Raw genomic sequence first — 15,297 nt, 5'->3', positions numbered from 1 at the left:
TCCGCTCTTACAGCGGGTCACTTTTGTAAAGACACAAAAGTAACCAAAAAGTCTTCGCCCCACCACTCGGCACCTCGCCTGGGCTCGGTGTGCCCGAACGCAGGCTTGAATCCGTGGGCCGCCGCGATGGGCCATCCTTGGCCCAGCGCGGCTAACCCGGCGTCCTGCCGGGTTACCCACGGCTTCAAACCTGCGTTCGGCCAGCGTGGTTTAACGGGGCGACTGAGATCAAAATCAAAAGCCAGATCAACCGCCAGATCCAAAGCGAATCTGCCCTCCTGTGGGAGCTGGCTTGCCTGCGATGGCGATGGCTCAGACACTGCATGCCTATCTGGCTCACCCCACTCGCCGCTGCACACCCCAACCTCTCCACCCGCCGAACAAGGTGCTACCCCATGCATCAATTAATCCTCGGCGGTGCCCGCTCCGGCAAAAGCCGCCTGGCCGAAAAACTTGCCAGCGACAGCAGCTTGCCCGTCATCTACATCGCCACCAGCCAGCCGCTGGACGGCGAGATGAGCGCACGTGTCGCGCATCACCGTGAGCGGCGTCCCGATCATTGGGGCCTGATTGAAGAACCCATCGAACTGGCCCGCATACTGCGCGAAAACGCCGCTGCCGGTCGCTGCCTGCTGGTGGATTGCCTGACCCTGTGGCTCACCAATCTGCTGATGCTCGAAGACCCGGCGCGCATGGCGCTGGAGCGCGATCTATTGCTGCACACCCTGGCAGCGCTGCCGGGAGAAATTATTTTTGTCAGCAACGAAACCGGAATGGGTGTCGTGCCGCTGGGCGAATTGACTCGCCGCTATGTGGATGAAGCCGGTTGGCTGCATCAAGCCTTGGCCGAGCGGTGTCAGCGTGTTGTCCTGACGGTCGCCGGCCTGCCCCTGACTTTGAAAGGTACTGCGTTATGACTGACACCTGGTGGCTCAACCCCTGCAAGGCCGTCGACACGGCGGCGCACGAACACGCGCTGGCACGCCAGCAACAGCTGACCAAACCGGCCGGTTCGCTCGGCCAGCTCGAGGCGGTGGCGGTGCAACTGGCCGGCCTGCAAGGTCAGGTCAAACCATTGGTGGACCCAGTGTGGATCGCCATTTTTGCCGGTGACCATGGCGTGGTCGCCGAGGGCGTGTCGGCGTTTCCCCAGGAAGTGACCGGGCAAATGCTGCACAACTTCGTTACCGGCGGCGCGGCCATCAGTGTGTTGGCTCGCCAGCTGGATGCGCAGCTGGAAGTGGTCGACCTCGGCACGGTGACGCCGTCGCTGAACCTGCCCGGCGTGCGTCACCTGAACATCGGCGCGGGCACCGCCAATTTCGTCAACGGCCCGGCCATGACCGAAGCCCAGGGCCGCCTGGCACTGCAAGCCGGTCGTGACAGCGCGCGTCGCGCATTGGAAAGCGGCGCTCAGCTGTTTATCGGCGGCGAAATGGGCATCGGTAATACCACCGCCGCCAGTGCCTTGGCGTGCGCACTGCTCGATTGCAAAGTCAGCGACCTCACCGGCCCGGGCACCGGTTTGAACGCCCAAGGCGTCAGCCACAAAGTGGCAGTTATCGAGCGCGCATTGGCGCGGCATGCCGGGCAGCGCGATGACGCATTGCACACGCTGTTCAACCTCGGTGGGTTTGAAATTGCCGCGTTGGTCGGTGCTTACCTGGCCTGCGCACAAGCAGGCATCGTCGTGCTGGTGGACGGGTTTATCTGCACCGTCGCCGCACTGGTTGCCACGCGCCTGAACCCGGCGTGTCGCGAATGGCTGGTGTTCGGCCACGGTGGCGCCGAGCCGGGCCATCGTCACGTGCTGCAACACCTTAACGCCGAACCCTTGCTGCAACTCGGCCTGCGCCTGGGCGAGGGCAGTGGTGCGGCGCTGGCGGTGCCGTTGCTGCGCCTGGCGTGCGCGCTGCACGGGCAAATGGCGACTTTCGCCGAAGCGGCCGTGGCAGACCGCCCGGCATGACCTTGCACCTGGACCTGTTGCGCCACGGCGAAACCGAGCTGGGTGGCGGTCTGCGCGGCAGTCTCGACGACGCCTTGACCGACAAGGGTTGGGCACAGATGCGCGCCGCCGTGGCAGAGCAGGGGCCTTGGGACCGCGTGATCAGTTCGCCGTTGCAACGTTGCGCGCTGTTCGCCCAAGAGTTGGGCACACGCCTGGGTTTGCCGGTGAGCCTGGAAAAAGACCTGCAGGAATTGCACTTCGGCGCCTGGGAAGGGCACAGCGCAGCGGCGCTGATGGAAACCGACGCCGAAGGTCTGGGCCTGTTCTGGGCCGATCCCTACAGCTTCACACCGCCTGAGGGCGAGCCGGTCAGTGACTTTTCCCGCCGTGTCCTGGGCGCCGTCTCACGTTTGCATCAGGCTTATGCCGGTGAGCGCGTGTTGCTGATCAGTCACGGTGGCGTGATGCGTCTGCTTTTGGCGCAGGCGCGTGGTTTGCCACGTGAGCAGTTATTGAATGTCGAAGTCGGCCATGGCGGGTTGTTCAGCCTGCAAGTCTTGGCCGATGGCGTGTTGAAGGAAGGAGCCTGACGATGCTGCCATTCTGGATCGCCCTGCAATTTCTCAGCAGCCTGCCGATTCGTTTGCCGGGCATGCCGCAGCCTCAGGAGCTGGGGCGTTCGCTGCTGTTTTATCCCGTGGTCGGGCTGTTGTTCGGCGTGCTGTTATGGGCGCTGAACAGCGTATTGATGGGCGCGCCGTTGTTGCTGCATGCCGCCTTATTGCTGACGGCGTGGGTGTTGCTTAGCGGTGGCCTGCACCTGGACGGCCTGGCGGACAGCGCCGATGCCTGGCTCGGTGGTTTCGGCGACCGTGAGCGCACCCTGACCATCATGAAAGACCCGCGCAGCGGGCCGATTGCCGTGGTCACCCTGGGTTTGGTGCTGTTGCTCAAGTTCACCGCGCTGGTGGCGCTGATCGAGCAACAAAATGGCGCTGCATTGATCCTGGCGCCGTTGATCGGGCGCGCTTCGATGTTGGCGCTGTTCCTAACCACACGCTACGTGCGTGCAGGCGGTTTGGGTCAGGCGCTGTCGGACCATTTACCGCGGGTTGTCGGCCAACAGGTGCTGATCCTCAGTGGCCTGGCCTGCATCCTGATTGGCGGTTTCAGCGGTGGGCTGGCGGTTTTGCTGGCTGCGCTGTGTTTTATCGGTCTGCGCCAATTGATGGTCAACCGGTTGGGCGGCACCACCGGCGACACAGCCGGTGCGTTGCTGGAGCTGCTGGAAGTCGCGGTATTGATCGGTTTGGCTCTGTAACACTTTCTTGCATTTCCTTAATCGCGGGTATATACACGTTCCATGCTTGCCTCCCAATGTTTATGCACCAACCTGCGACGTGCCGCCCGTGGCGTCAGCAGGCATTACGACGGCGCTCTCGACGGCTTCGGGATCAACGTCGCCCAGTATTCTTTGCTGTGCAACTTGCAGCGTCTCGACCAACCGAGTATCTCCAGCCTGGCCGACGCCATGGGCCTGGATCGCAGCACCCTGGGGCGCAACTTGCGCGTGCTGGAAGGCGAAGGCCTGGTGCAGTTGGTCGAGGGTGATGACTTGCGCAACCGCCTGGTGCTGTTGACGCAAACCGGCGAAGAGCGGCTGGCTGCGGCGTTACCGGCCTGGGAAGCGGCGCAGCAAAAATTGATTGATCAGTTAGGCGCCGAAAAGCGCGAAACCTTGTTGGCCTTGCTGGATGAACTCGCCTGAGCGCGAGTTTGTTCGATTACAAGCGGGTATATACCCGCGAGCGGAGAATAAGAACATGACCTCGATGTGGCGCACCAGTGGTTGGATCCTTGTAGGGAGTGCGCTGATCCTGGCGTTGTCCTTGGGCGTGCGGCATGGCTTTGGCCTGTTCCTGGCGCCGATGAGCAACGAATTTGGCTGGGGGCGTGAGACGTTTGCCTTCGCTATCGCCTTGCAGAACTTGATCTGGGGCTTGGCGCAGCCGTTTACCGGCGCCCTGGCCGATCGTTTTGGCGCGACCAAAGCGGTGTTTGTCGGCGGCGTGCTGTACGCCGTGGGCCTGGTGTTGATGGGCATGTCCGACTCGGCGTGGTCATTGTCGTTGAGTGCCGGCTTGCTGATTGGTATCGGCCTGTCGGGCACCTCGTTTTCGGTGATTCTCGGCGTGGTCGGCCGCGCGGTGCCGCCGGAAAAACGCAGCATGGCCATGGGCATCGCCAGCGCCGCAGGCTCGTTTGGCCAGTTCGCCATGGTGCCCGGCACCTTGGGCTTGATCGGCTGGCTGGGCTGGTCGGCCGCCCTGTTGGCACTGGGCCTGATGGTAGCGCTGATTCTGCCGCTGGTGGCGATGCTCAAGGATAAGCCGCTGCCGGTGGTGACTGGCCAGCAAACCTTGCGCGAAGCCTTGAAAGAAGCCTGTTCCCATTCCGGTTTCTGGTTGCTGGCATTCGGTTTCTTTGTTTGCGGTTTCCAGGTGGTGTTTATCGGTGTGCACCTGCCGGCGTATCTGGTCGACCAGCACTTGCCCGCCACGGTGGGCACCACGGTGCTGGCCTTGATTGGTCTGTTTAATGTGTTCGGCACCTACACTGCCGGCTGGCTCGGCGGGCGCATGTCCAAGCCGCGCTTGCTCACCGGCCTGTACCTGCTGCGTGCGGTGGTCATCGTGTTGTTCCTGTGGGCGCCGGTCACCGAAGTCACGGCCTACCTGTTTGGCATGGCCATGGGCTTTTTGTGGCTGTCCACGGTGCCGCTGACCAACGGCACCGTCGCAACCTTGTTTGGTGTGCGAAACCTCTCGATGCTCGGTGGGATCGTGTTCCTGTTCCACCAACTCGGGTCGTTCCTTGGCGGCTGGTTGGGCGGGGTGGTCTATGATCGAACCGGCAACTACGATTTGATCTGGCAGGTGGCGATTCTGCTCAGCCTGCTCGCCGCCGCGCTGAACTGGCCGGTGCGCGAGCGGCCGGTGGCGCGCTTGCAGGCGCAGATGGAGGCGGCATGAGTGTGACGGCACGGTGTTTGACGGTAGCGGCGCTGGTCGTGCTGATGCTGCTGGCCTGGTGGGGCTGGCAGCGTGGTGGGCTGGCGTTGATGCAACTGGGTATGTCGATCTGTTAAGTTCGTGGTCTGGAAATGTTAAGGACTCACGACATGCAGATGCGCTGGCTTGCAGTACCCGTCCTGATGGCCATTGGCAGTGTTGCCATGGCCGCCAATTGCCCGCCGTTGCTTGAGGGCCAATTGCCCAAGCTGCGCGCCAAGGAATCCATCGATCTGTGCCAGCGCTTTGCCGGCAAACCTCTGGTGATCGTCAACACCGCCAGTTTCTGCGGCTTCGCGCCGCAGTTCAAAGGCCTCGAAGCCTTGTACCAGCGCTACAAGGGCCAGGGGCTGGAAGTGATTGGCGTGCCGTCCGATGACTTCAAGCAGGAAGCCAAGACCGGTGAAGAGACCGCCAAAGTCTGTTACGTGAATTACGGCGTGACCTTCACCATGACCGAGCCGCAAAAAGTCAAAGGACCGGACGCGGTGCATCTGTTCAAGATCCTCGCGCAGCAGACCAGCGCACCGAAGTGGAATTTCTACAAGTATGTGGTCGATCGCCAGGGCAAGGTGATTGCCAATTTCTCCAGTTTGACCAAGCCGGACAGCCCGGACTTGATCAAGGCAGTGGAAGAAGCATTGGCTTCCAAACCCTGATCGTCGGCCATTAAAAAGCCCCGCCTCCTGTGCAGGAGGGCGGGGCTTTTTATACAGCTTGAATCAGAACTTGTACGTCATGCCCAGCCCGAAGCCGTTGGCGCTGTTTTCGTACTTGGACGCATAGGTTTGGCCCAGCGCGTTCTGCTTGTTGACCTTGACCGGCTCTTCCTTGAGGTAGGAGTACGCCAGGTCGATGGTCATATTGTCCATCACAGCGTAGCCCAGGCCAACGCTGAAGATGGTCCGGTCACCGGTCGGAATACGTGGCGAACGGTCAGTGTTGTTGGTAGGCGACTGGTCGAAGGTCAGACCGGTACGCAGTACCACTTGTTTGGTGACCTGGTACGAAGTACCGATGGCATAGGCCCAGGTGTCGTGCCAGTTTTGCGGCTCTTTGATCTGGCCGACGATCTGAGGTGCGAGCGCACCGCCAGCACGGGTCACGCCTTCGTTGTTGACGGTAATGTCTTTCAGGCGGCTCCAGCGTGTCCAGGTTGCACCGCCGTATAATTTCCAGTCGCTGCTCAGGTCTTGAGTGACCGAGGCATCCCAGGATTCAGGGGTGTCAACTTTCAGCGACGCGTCGTAACGACCGGCACCCAGGTAGGCAGCTGGAACGCCGGTGCCTGGAGTAACCTCTGTATGGCCTTCAAGCTTGTACTTCACTTTCGAGTGATACGTCAGGCCCACGCGGGTAGTGTCGGTGGCTTGCACCAGGATACCGGCGTTGAAGCCCAGGGCAGTGTCGTCGCCTTTGACTTTGACTTTGCTGTCACCCGTGCCTGCGAGGCCAGGCAATGGCAGCAAACTAAGGTTTGGCTGCGACTCAAGCGTGCCGGAGATGCGGTTGATGGTCGGGCCAAAACCGATCGACACTTTGTCGTTGAAGGCGTAGCTCACAGTCGGCTGGAAGGTGATGACCGCCACTTCACTTTTGTTGCCGAATGCTCGGCCCTGGAAGCCGCGTTCATAGTCAGTCTTCAGGCCGAACGGCGCATAAACGCCAAAGCCGATTGCCCACTGGTCGTTTAGTTTGTTGGTGTAGAAACCAAAAGGGACCGCGGTGAACGGCACCATGTCGCCTTTGTTGCTGCCGCGTGAGCGACCGCTGGCGTCCTTGATGTCGGTAGAAGCGTCAATGGCTGCGACACCACCGGTGATTTGCTGGCCTTCAAGGCGAGCCATACCGGCAGGGTTACCATAGACAGTGCTGGCGTTATCGGCAGAAGAAGAACGGCCTGCGAAACCCGTGCCCATACCCGCGACGTCTTGCTCGTTGAGGGCAAAGCCGCTCGCGAACAGTTGGGTGGAGGCCATTGCAACGGCGAGGCTAAGTGTGGTCTTGAGCATTACTTTTTTCATTATTAGAACTCCGTGGTGATCACCGCTGCGGAAAGTAACAATAAATTTAAGTTAGCGCTATAGGCTGTAATGCAGGAGATAGAGCGGTTTTGTAGGACAATCCGACCAAAATCAACGTTTTTAGCCGAACCTTGCAAAACGCCTGATCAACAAGTGACCTGATTCATGGGTGAAACACAGGTTTGCCAGGCTTGGGTGAAATCCCGCAGCCGCCCTTGAGGGTGAAATATTTCTTTCCAGATACGCGCCATGGCCAGTACATCGCCCGGCGCCGGCAGGGCAGGGCTGTGTTGCTCCACCAGCAGCCAGGCAATTGCGGTTGCGTAACGCAGGTTGACGGTCAGCTCAAGCTGGGGCGCACTGAGGAATGCGTGCTGGCTGGCCAGGCCGCGTACCAGGCTGGCGCGCTCGGGGTCGCGTGCGAGGTAGTGGTCCCAAAGTGCGCGGTGGCGCGGTTCGGTGATGCTGTACAGGCCGTGGCCACGCCGGTCGTGCAGGGCGGAGCCGAGTTCCGACTGGCTGGCGGCAATGCCCAGAAGCAGGGCTTCGGCTGTCGCGTCATGGCGGCCGAGGTAAATCAACGTCGGCCGGATCACATAACGACACAATTCGCTGGCGGCGATACCCATACAAGCCTCGGTCCATGAAAGTGGTCGACGGTGCCTGAGAGGGGGGCTTGGCAGCTGTGAATCGGATCTCAGGCCCGTCGCAAGCGGATCATGCCGCTTGAGTTGAAGTGTAGTGTCATATTCACGATGTAAAGGACTGTTTTTAAAACATCTTCTTCATTTAGTTATAATGTTTATATCTATTTGAACTTAGTCAAAATGTTTCGATGGCAAATTTCAGGCAATAAAAAACCCTGCTTTTTAAACAGGGTTTTTGTGTTTCAGCGACTCGGGTCGATCAGGCAGTCAGTGCCTGACGGGTACGCTCGATCACGGCCTGCAGCGGCTCTGCGCTGGAGTATTGATCGGGGTACAGGCGTTCGCTGTGACGAGCGATGCCGTGTTCGTTGACCAGGGTGAAGCTGAAGCAGCCTTTGCGAGCGGCCATGATCAGGCAGTTCATTGGTGCAAAAGCGTTGGTGAGGGTGCGAATGGCATCCTGAGTATGGATTTGAGCGTTCATATTATTGGTGTTCCTACAAATGACACGGATAAGAACCGTGCAGCGTTAAAACGTTCCAGTAACGTTGATCACCATTGATCAAACGAAGAACCTGACTGGAACAAAGCAGCCAGTTTGAAGCGCTATTAAGTTGGCGCGCTTGGGCTGGCAGGTAGGTACTTAGGAGGGCAGGCAACACAACAGGGGCAAAGGTTCTGGGCCCAGGGTGAAGATCCTGATCAATTTGCAGGTTGGTTCGGTCAGAGTATTGAGACTTCGCGACACCCTTTGCATGTTCAAAGGCAGTGTCGTCGCAAGTGATACCTGGAAACCATCGAGGTGGTCGCTCCCGTGTTGTTCAGGGGATTGGTTCGACCAGAATTGACTTTCAGCTTGGTACTAACGCCGCGGATAGTAACGGATCGAATCCGGGAAGGGAAGCGGCTGAGCAAAAAAACTTTTATCAGCCGCCGAGCAAGTCACGATAGACCAGCACCGTCACGGCGGCGGCCAGCGAGCAACCCAGGCCGTAGGCCGCGAGGGTCAGGCGCCAGGAGCGGCCGGTCTCGATTACCTTCATCACGTCGCGCATGTCATTGATCCGGCCGTCTCCCAGCTCAATGCACAAGCTGACGGCAGTAAAGGCCGCCGATAACAGGATGGCGATGGCGAACAACGCGCCGTCAGGCGAGGGCAGCGCTGCATTGATGCCCAGTGAGGTCGCGCAGATGGCGAGCAGCAACACGGCAAATAACAGGATTCCTTTCATCAGCGCCTACAGGAGAGTTACGTCGATGGGGGCATGAGTGTGGCGAGCCGAGGTGGATTTGAAAAGTCCTCTGTTCCTGCGGGCCGGTAACATTCCCAAGCGGGTTGAAGCAAAAAACGGCGGTGATATAACCAGTGGATGGGTACTTGTGCACATTAGTTGCGCGGTGTGTAACCACTCTGTCAACTGCCCGAAAGCGCCGTTGTTTGCCTGCATCGAAAATTTAAGTCAATGAAAAACATCACTTTTTTTTATTGGTGAAAAAATCGTCAGTTTGACTGCGGCCCCCGTTTCATGGGGCTTTGCGCGGGTTCAAGGTGGGTTGTCCACTGAGTTATCCACAGCTTCTGTGGATTGTCCCAAGCGCTTGCTCTAGAACGGGCGTGTAGGATTTTTCCAGCTTTACCTGCGCGAAAAAAAGAGTAGAGTGGCGCGCCTTCCAATCTGTCCCACAGTGCTTTATGAAGTTTCGCTCAGTATCACCTTCTGTTACCGACACCCCTCAAACTGTTACCGCACCCAAGCGCTTTTCGCTGAAGGTTGCCTTGTGGCTGCTCGACAGCCCGAGGTTGGGGCACAACGCCAACATCAAGCACTTCGCCGGGCGCCTGCTCAAGCAGCCGGCCCGCGATGGCGTCGTCGCCGCCCAAAGCCGCCTGGGCCAGTTGATGTGCCGCGAGTGCGGCAACGCCCGTGACCGCCGCATTGGCCACGACCTGCTGCGCCTGGCCGCCCGTGCCGGTGACCGCCGCGCCCTGCGCGAGCTGGGGCAGGTCGAAGACTGAGCTGTCCTCAAGCCCCGCGCTTGGTTAACCTTGCTCCTTTTCGGTAATGGCAGAAATGGCTATGGTTTTTGACTGGACCAGTATTGCCTTGGGTCTGGCGGGTGCAGCAGTGCCTTTATTGGCCCTGTGCTGGCAGATTCAACGACGACTGACCGCACGCATGACCGGCTGGGAGCTGCTCGAAGAGCGCCTGGCGACCGCGCAACTGGCCCAGGAAGGGCTGGCAGCGCAACTGGACGCCAGCCGCGATGAAATCAGTGACCTCAGCCAGGCCAATGCCGCAAAACAGGCCGACCTGGCCGCCATGCGCCGCGAAGTCGAACTGCTGCAAATCGACCGCGATAACGCCCGCGACGCCGCCCACGCCTGGAACCTCGACCGCAGCGCCAAGGAAACCGAGCTGCGCCGCCTCGATGCGCTGTCAGCCGCCTTGCGCGCCGAATTGCGTGAACAACAGGACAGCCATCAACAACGTCTTGCCGACCTGCAAGGTTCGCGCGATGAGCTGCGCGCGCAGTTTGCCGAGCTGGCTGGGAAGATCTTCGATGAGCGCGAGCAGCGTTTCGCCGAAACCAGCCAGGAGCGCCTGGGCCAATTGCTTGACCCGTTGAAGGAACGCATCCAGTCCTTCGAAAAGCGGGTAGAAGAAAGCTATCAGAACGAAGCCCGCGAGCGTTTTTCCCTGGCCAAAGAGCTTGAGCGTCTGCAGCAATTGAACCTGCGCCTGTCGGACGAAGCCACCAACCTGACCCGCGCCCTCAAGGGCCAGAAAACCCAGGGTAACTGGGGCGAACTGATTCTTGAGCGGGTGCTGGAGCATGCGGGGCTGGAGAAGGGCCGCGAGTACCAGACCCAGGTGAGCCTCAAAGGGCCGGACGGCGAGCGCTTCCAGCCGGATGTGCTGATCATGCTGCCGGGCGACAAGCAGGTGGTGGTCGATTCCAAGGTCAGCCTCACGGCCTATCAGCAATACGTCGCGGCGGAGGATGAGGTGATTGGCCAGGCGGCCCTCAAGCAGCATGTCTTGTCCCTGCGTAACCACGTCAAAGGCTTGGCCGGCAAGGATTACAAGCGCCTGGAAGGGCTGCACAGCCTGGATTTCGTATTGCTGTTCGTGCCCATTGAGGCCGCATTTTCCGCTGCCCTGCAGGCCGAGCCTAACCTGTTCCAGGAAGCGTTCGACCGCCATATCGTGATTGTCAGCCCCACTACCTTGCTCGCCACCCTGCGGGTGATCGACAGCCTGTGGAAGCAGGAGCGCCAAAGCCAGAATGCGCGGGAAATCGCCGAACGGGCCGGCTGGCTGTACGACAAGTTCGTGCTGTTTATCCAGGACCTGGACGAAGTGGGCAACCGTCTGCAACAGTTGGATAAGGCTTACAGCGCAGCGCGTAACAAGCTGACAGATGGGCGTGGGAATCTGGTCAGCCGCACCGAGCAATTGCGGTTGCTGGGCGCGCGTGCGAGCAAAAGCCTGCCGGCGGATTTGCTCGAACGCGCAATGACCGATTCCGACGGTGTGGCGCATCTGCCCGAGTAAATGCAATCCGAAATGTGGGAGCGGGCAAGCCCGCTCCCACATTTTTGACCGATTACACTGTTTATTAAAGCGGCAAATGCCGACTCAACAACGCCCGCAACGCCGCCGGTTTTACCGGCTTGGCCAAGTAATCCAGCCCCGCGGCATGTACCTCGGCGACCATCTCCGGTCGCCCATCGGCACTGATCACCACCCCGGGAATCGGCTCCGCCAACTGCGCCCGCAGCCAGCCCATCAGCTCCGTGCCCGTCTCGCCGTGGTCCAGGTGGTAATCCACCAACGCCAGTTGCGGGCGCACTCCCTCGGCCAGCAGCGCCGCACATTGCGCCTGGTCGGTGGCGGTCCACACTTCGCAGCCCCAGCGCGTCAGCAGGCTGCGCATGCCGATCAGGATGCTTTCTTCGTTGTCCACGCACAGCACCTGCGCGCCGCTTAATGGCAGCCCATTGTCTTGTGCGATCTTGACCTGCGGGCTGGCCTGGTTGCGCGCCAGCGGCACGCGCACGCTGAACACGCTGCCTTGGCCCGGCCACGAGCGCACGCTCAACGTATGCCCGAGTACGCGGCACAGGCCGTCGGCGATTGCCAGGCCCAGGCCCAGGCCTTTCTCGGCGCGGGTCTGGTGGCTGTCCAGGCGCTTGAACTCTTCGAAGATGACCTTCTGTTTATCCAGCGGAATGCCAGGGCCACGGTCCCACACTTCCAGACACAGTTCGCCCTTGCGCCTGCGCACGCCCAGTAGCACGGGGCCGTCGGCATAGCGGAACGCGTTGGTGAGAAAATTCTGCAGAATTCGCCTGAGCAACTTGATGTCGCTGTCCACCCGCAACCGGCTGCCGCGCAGGCGGAAACGCAGGCCCTGCTCCTGAGCCAGTGCCTTGAATTCGGCGCCGAGGGTGTCGAACAGCTCGTTGAGCACAAAGGGCTGGCGCTGCGGGTTGATCTTGCCGTTTTCCAGGCGTGAAATATCCAGCAGGTCGCTGATCAAATCTTCGGCCGAGCGCAGCGAACTGTCCAAGTGCTGCACCAATTGCCGGGCCTCGGCAGACAAGCCGTCGTGCTGGTGGGAGAGGGCGGCGGAGAACAGGCGTGCGGCGTTCAAGGGTTGCATCAGGTCGTGGCTGACAGCCGCAAGGAAGCGGGTCTTCGACTGGCTGGCGGATTCGGCCACGCCCTTGGCATCGGTCAGTGCAACATTGAGCTGAGACAGTTCATGGGTGCGCTCGGTTACCCGTTGCTCAAGGCCTTCGTTGGCTTCGGTCAGCGCCTGCTCGGCTTCACGGAACGCTGTGATGTCGGTAAAGCTCATGACAAACCCACCGCCAGGCATCGGGTTGCCGATCAGCTCGATCACTCGGCCATTCGGGAATAAACGCTCGGAAGTGTGCGCGCGGCCCTGGCGCATCCAGTGCAGACGGCGTGCTACGTGCACTTGGGCTTCACCCGGCCCGCACAGGCCGCGCTCGGCGTTGTAGCGAATGATGTCGGCAATCGGCCGACCCACGCTGATCAGGCCTTCAGGGTAGTTGAACAGTTCCAGATAGCGGCGGTTCCAGGCCACCAGCTTGAGGGACTGGTCGACCACACTGATGCCCTGGGTGATGTTTTCGATCGCGCCTTGCAGCAACGCGCGGTTGAACTGCAACACCTCGGAGGCTTCGTCGGCGATGCGTACGACGTCCTCCAGCTGCATTTCCCGACCTTCAATCGCGGCTTTTACCACTGCGCGTGTCGACGAGGCGCCGAGCACGCCGGCCAGCAAGCGTTCAGTGTGGGCGATCCAGTCGTTATCAGCGTTCTGGTTCGGGTTGAAGCCTTTGCCCTGACGATAGGCGAAACGGATAAAGCTCTGCTGGGCGCGTTCCTCGCCGACAAAACGTGCGGCGAGGCTGAGCAGGTCGCTGATCTGCACCGACAGCATCGAGCGCGCATTGGCGCGCTGGCTGATTTCCTGGCCGATAAAGCGCCCGGCCTGCCAATGCTCGGACACCCGTGTGCGCGACAGCATCGACACCCACACAAACAGCGTGAAGTTGCCCGCCAGGGAAAACACAGTGCCCAGGGTCAGCGAGGTGACGGTGAAACCAAAGGGGTGCGAATGCATCCACGTCAGGCCGGGGAAAAGGCTTAACGACCAGCCCAGGCTTTTCGCCGTCACCGGTAGGACCAAGGTGTAGAACCACAGGAAAGTGCCTGCCGCCAAACCGGCAAACACGCCGCGTCGGTTGGCCTGCTTCCAATACAACGCGCCGAGCATCGCGGGCGCCAGTTGGGTAACGGCGGCGAACGCAATCTGGCCGATGGTCGCCAGGCTCGCGCTGGAGCCGAGCAGGCGGTAACTCACGTAGGCCAGCAACAGGATGATCACAATGCTGACCCGGCGCACCGACAGCATCCAGTGGCGGAATACTTCAAACGGCCGCTCGGCGCTGGAGCGGCGCAACAGCCACGGCAGCAACATGTCGTTGGAGACCATGGTCGACAAGGCAATACTCGCCACAATCACCATGCCGGTTGCCGCCGAGGCACCGCCGATAAACGCCAGCACGGCAAGGGCCGGGTGCGCTTCGGCCATGGGCAGGCTGATCACGTAGGAGTCCGGCAATACCGAGGCGGGCAAGAGCATTTTGCCGCCGAGGGCGATAGGGATGACGAACAGCGCGGCGAGGATCAGGTAGGCCGGGAACACCCACTTGGCCAGGCGCAAATCCTGCGGGTCGATGTTCTCTACCACCGTGACGTGAAACTGCCGGGGCAGGCAGATGATCGCCATCATCGCTACGCCGGTCTGCACCACCATCGACGGCCAGTTGATGGTTTCTGTCCAGTATTCTTCAAGGCGCGGGGCGAGCATGGCCTGGCTGAACAGATCGCCAAAACCGTCGTACAGGCCGAAGGTCACGAATGCGCCGACCGCCAGAAAGGCAAACAACTTCACCAGGGATTCAAACGCAATCGCCAGCACCATGCCACGGTGGTGTTCGGTAGCATCGAGGTTGCGGGTACCGAACACAATGGTGAACAGCGCCAATACCAGCGACACGATCAACGCGGTGTCCTGGGCGCGGGTGCCGGTGGTGTCGGGGCCGGAGCCGATCAACAGGTTCACGCCCAGCACGATGCCTTTGAGTTGCAGGGCGATATAGGGCAGCACGCCGACCAGGCAGATCAACGCCACCACCACGGCCAGTGATTGGGATTTGCCGTAGCGTGCGGCGATAAAGTCGGCAATGGAGGTGATGTTTTCCTGCTTGCTGATCAGGATCATCTTTTGCAGCACCCAGGGTGCCAGCACCAGCAGCAGCACAGGTCCCAGGTAGATCGGTAAAAACGCCCACAGCTGCTCGGCGGCCTGGCCCACGGCGCCGAAGAAGGTCCAACTGGTGCAATAAACGGCCAGCGACAGGCTGTATACCCAGGCACGCATTCGCGGCGGCAATGGCGCGTGGCGGCGATCACCGTAAAAGGCGATGGCAAACATAATGGCCATATAGGCCAGGGCAACGGCGGCGATCAGCCCGCTGGACAGCGTCATGGTAACTCCGAGCATAAGAACACCCGGGCATTCCGAGCCCGGTGGGACAGTCTCGCATGATGCCGGGGGTTAGTCAGTGTCGACCAAGGTCGTGTGGGATCGAATGTCGCAGTGCGTGTTTATCGCGGTGGCAGGGTTTTCTGGCGCAAGATGTAGACGGTTACCAACACCGCACTGGTCAGCATAAACCCACGTGCCCAAGGCAGCGGCACCAGGTAGCAGGAAAACCCAATGCTCAGCCACATCAACCCAATGGCATACACCTTGCCCTTGAGCGGAATGCCATTGCCATCCAGATAGTCTTTGATCCACGGGCCCAGGCGCGGATGTTCCACCAGCCATTGGTAGAAACGCGGGGAGCTTCGAGCGAAGCAGGCGGCGGCGAGTAGCAGGAAGGGGGTGGTCGGCAATACCGGCAGGAAGATACCGATCACGCCCAGCGCTACGCTCAGCCAGCCGATGGCCAGCAGCACGTAGCGCAGGAGCAGTGAGCGCTTGCCCATGGGCGTCAT

The 15,297-nt window shown here is 60.6% G+C and carries 15 protein-coding genes; 9 read left to right on the top strand and 6 right to left on the bottom strand.

What is annotated here, in order from left to right; all coding sequences use genetic code 11:
- The first annotated feature begins 395 nt into the window (after nucleotides 1-395).
- The 7 genes from cobU (at nucleotide 396) to PSH96_RS20600 (ending at nucleotide 5,681) form a co-directional block, all read left to right on the top strand.
- A complete protein-coding gene (gene cobU / locus PSH96_RS20630) occupies nucleotides 396-917 on the top strand; it encodes a bifunctional adenosylcobinamide kinase/adenosylcobinamide-phosphate guanylyltransferase (RefSeq protein ID WP_305454711.1) in 522 nt (173 codons plus the stop codon).
- The gene (gene cobT / locus PSH96_RS20625; protein ID WP_305454710.1) at nucleotides 914-1,969 is read left to right on the top strand and encodes a nicotinate-nucleotide--dimethylbenzimidazole phosphoribosyltransferase; all 1,056 of its coding nucleotides are present in this window, start codon (nucleotides 914-916) and stop codon (nucleotides 1,967-1,969) included. The genes cobU and cobT overlap by 4 nt, the downstream gene beginning before the upstream one ends.
- Complete coding sequence (gene cobC / locus PSH96_RS20620) at nucleotides 1,966-2,541, top strand: alpha-ribazole phosphatase family protein (protein WP_305454708.1); 576 nt, start codon at nucleotides 1,966-1,968, stop codon at nucleotides 2,539-2,541. Before cobT ends, cobC begins: the two co-directional genes overlap by 4 nt.
- 2 nt (nucleotides 2,542-2,543) lie before the next feature.
- Nucleotides 2,544-3,272: an adenosylcobinamide-GDP ribazoletransferase gene (locus PSH96_RS20615; protein ID WP_305454707.1), complete on the top strand. Its 729-nt coding sequence runs from the start codon at nucleotides 2,544-2,546 to the stop codon at nucleotides 3,270-3,272.
- A 42-nt stretch (nucleotides 3,273-3,314) separates the two neighbouring features.
- Nucleotides 3,315-3,719, top strand: a complete 405-nt coding sequence (locus PSH96_RS20610) for a MarR family winged helix-turn-helix transcriptional regulator (protein WP_305454706.1) — start codon at nucleotides 3,315-3,317, stop codon at nucleotides 3,717-3,719.
- Nucleotides 3,720-3,783: 64 nt separating this feature from the next.
- On the top strand, nucleotides 3,784-4,983 hold the full coding sequence (locus PSH96_RS20605; RefSeq protein ID WP_178076253.1) for an MFS transporter: 1,200 nt from the start codon (nucleotides 3,784-3,786) through the stop codon (nucleotides 4,981-4,983).
- Between the two features lie 149 nt (nucleotides 4,984-5,132).
- Nucleotides 5,133-5,681 (top strand): glutathione peroxidase, encoded by a 549-nt coding sequence (locus PSH96_RS20600; RefSeq protein ID WP_058422151.1) that lies wholly within the window; start codon nucleotides 5,133-5,135, stop codon nucleotides 5,679-5,681.
- A gap of 63 nt (nucleotides 5,682-5,744) precedes the next feature.
- Here the strand turns inward: PSH96_RS20600 and PSH96_RS20595 are convergent, their stop codons facing one another.
- From PSH96_RS20595 to PSH96_RS20580, 4 genes are all read right to left on the bottom strand, one after another.
- Nucleotides 5,745-7,046: an OmpP1/FadL family transporter gene (locus PSH96_RS20595; protein WP_305454704.1), complete on the bottom strand. Its 1,302-nt coding sequence runs from the start codon at nucleotides 7,044-7,046 to the stop codon at nucleotides 5,745-5,747.
- A 146-nt stretch (nucleotides 7,047-7,192) separates the two neighbouring features.
- Nucleotides 7,193-7,675, bottom strand: coding sequence for a hypothetical protein (locus PSH96_RS20590; protein ID WP_056861447.1), 483 nt, complete (start codon nucleotides 7,673-7,675; stop codon nucleotides 7,193-7,195).
- A 277-nt stretch (nucleotides 7,676-7,952) separates the two neighbouring features.
- The gene (locus tag PSH96_RS20585; RefSeq protein WP_005790139.1) at nucleotides 7,953-8,177 is read right to left on the bottom strand and encodes a hypothetical protein; all 225 of its coding nucleotides are present in this window, start codon (nucleotides 8,175-8,177) and stop codon (nucleotides 7,953-7,955) included.
- A gap of 442 nt (nucleotides 8,178-8,619) precedes the next feature.
- Nucleotides 8,620-8,925: a hypothetical protein gene (locus tag PSH96_RS20580; RefSeq protein WP_305454702.1), complete on the bottom strand. Its 306-nt coding sequence runs from the start codon at nucleotides 8,923-8,925 to the stop codon at nucleotides 8,620-8,622.
- 461 nt (nucleotides 8,926-9,386) lie between these two features.
- On the opposite strand from PSH96_RS20580, the gene PSH96_RS20575 reads away from it, so the two are divergent.
- Both PSH96_RS20575 and rmuC read left to right on the top strand, forming a co-directional pair.
- Entirely contained in the window at nucleotides 9,387-9,710 is a 324-nt protein-coding gene (locus PSH96_RS20575; protein WP_056861445.1) for a hypothetical protein, read from the top strand.
- Nucleotides 9,711-9,885: 175 nt separating this feature from the next.
- Nucleotides 9,886-11,250, top strand: a complete 1,365-nt coding sequence (gene rmuC, locus PSH96_RS20570; RefSeq protein ID WP_305460126.1) for a DNA recombination protein RmuC — start codon at nucleotides 9,886-9,888, stop codon at nucleotides 11,248-11,250.
- A 64-nt stretch (nucleotides 11,251-11,314) separates the two neighbouring features.
- On the opposite strand, the gene PSH96_RS20565 is transcribed toward rmuC, so the two are convergent.
- Entirely contained in the window at nucleotides 11,315-14,785 is a 3,471-nt protein-coding gene (locus PSH96_RS20565) for a PAS domain-containing hybrid sensor histidine kinase/response regulator (RefSeq protein ID WP_236370781.1), read from the bottom strand.
- A gap of 119 nt (nucleotides 14,786-14,904) precedes the next feature.
- Nucleotides 14,905-15,297, bottom strand: coding sequence for a YbaN family protein (locus PSH96_RS20560; protein ID WP_305454696.1), 393 nt, complete (start codon nucleotides 15,295-15,297; stop codon nucleotides 14,905-14,907).

The organism is Pseudomonas sp. FP2338, from assembly GCF_030687515.1.
Classification (GTDB): Bacteria; Pseudomonadota; Gammaproteobacteria; order Pseudomonadales; family Pseudomonadaceae; genus Aquipseudomonas; species Aquipseudomonas salomonii.
The sequence above is the reverse complement of the archived record's forward strand: the minus strand, read 5'-3'. Positions and strand labels throughout refer to the sequence as shown.

Bases quoted from the DNA above. Each gene is read 5' to 3' on its own strand.
- PSH96_RS20605 (WP_178076253.1), top strand. From the start codon at position 3,784: ATGTGGCGCACCAGTGGTTGGATCCTTGTAGGGAGTGCGCTGATCCTG.
- PSH96_RS20615 (WP_305454707.1), top strand. From the start codon at position 2,544: ATGCTGCCATTCTGGATCGCCCTGCAATTTCTCAGCAGCCTGCCGATT.
- PSH96_RS20560 (WP_305454696.1), bottom strand. From the start codon at position 15,297: ATGACGCCCATGGGCAAGCGCTCACTGCTCCTGCGCTACGTGCTGCTG.
- cobT (WP_305454710.1), top strand. From the start codon at position 914: ATGACTGACACCTGGTGGCTCAACCCCTGCAAGGCCGTCGACACGGCG.
- PSH96_RS20595 (WP_305454704.1), bottom strand. From the start codon at position 7,046: ATGAAAAAAGTAATGCTCAAGACCACACTTAGCCTCGCCGTTGCAATG.
- PSH96_RS20575 (WP_056861445.1), top strand. From the start codon at position 9,387: ATGAAGTTTCGCTCAGTATCACCTTCTGTTACCGACACCCCTCAAACT.
- cobC (WP_305454708.1), top strand. From the start codon at position 1,966: ATGACCTTGCACCTGGACCTGTTGCGCCACGGCGAAACCGAGCTGGGT.
- PSH96_RS20600 (WP_058422151.1), top strand. From the start codon at position 5,133: ATGCAGATGCGCTGGCTTGCAGTACCCGTCCTGATGGCCATTGGCAGT.
- PSH96_RS20580 (WP_305454702.1), bottom strand. From the start codon at position 8,925: ATGAAAGGAATCCTGTTATTTGCCGTGTTGCTGCTCGCCATCTGCGCG.
- PSH96_RS20565 (WP_236370781.1), bottom strand. From the start codon at position 14,785: ATGACGCTGTCCAGCGGGCTGATCGCCGCCGTTGCCCTGGCCTATATG.
- PSH96_RS20590 (WP_056861447.1), bottom strand. From the start codon at position 7,675: ATGGGTATCGCCGCCAGCGAATTGTGTCGTTATGTGATCCGGCCGACG.
- cobU (WP_305454711.1), top strand. From the start codon at position 396: ATGCATCAATTAATCCTCGGCGGTGCCCGCTCCGGCAAAAGCCGCCTG.
- PSH96_RS20610 (WP_305454706.1), top strand. From the start codon at position 3,315: ATGCTTGCCTCCCAATGTTTATGCACCAACCTGCGACGTGCCGCCCGT.
- PSH96_RS20585 (WP_005790139.1), bottom strand. From the start codon at position 8,177: ATGAACGCTCAAATCCATACTCAGGATGCCATTCGCACCCTCACCAAC.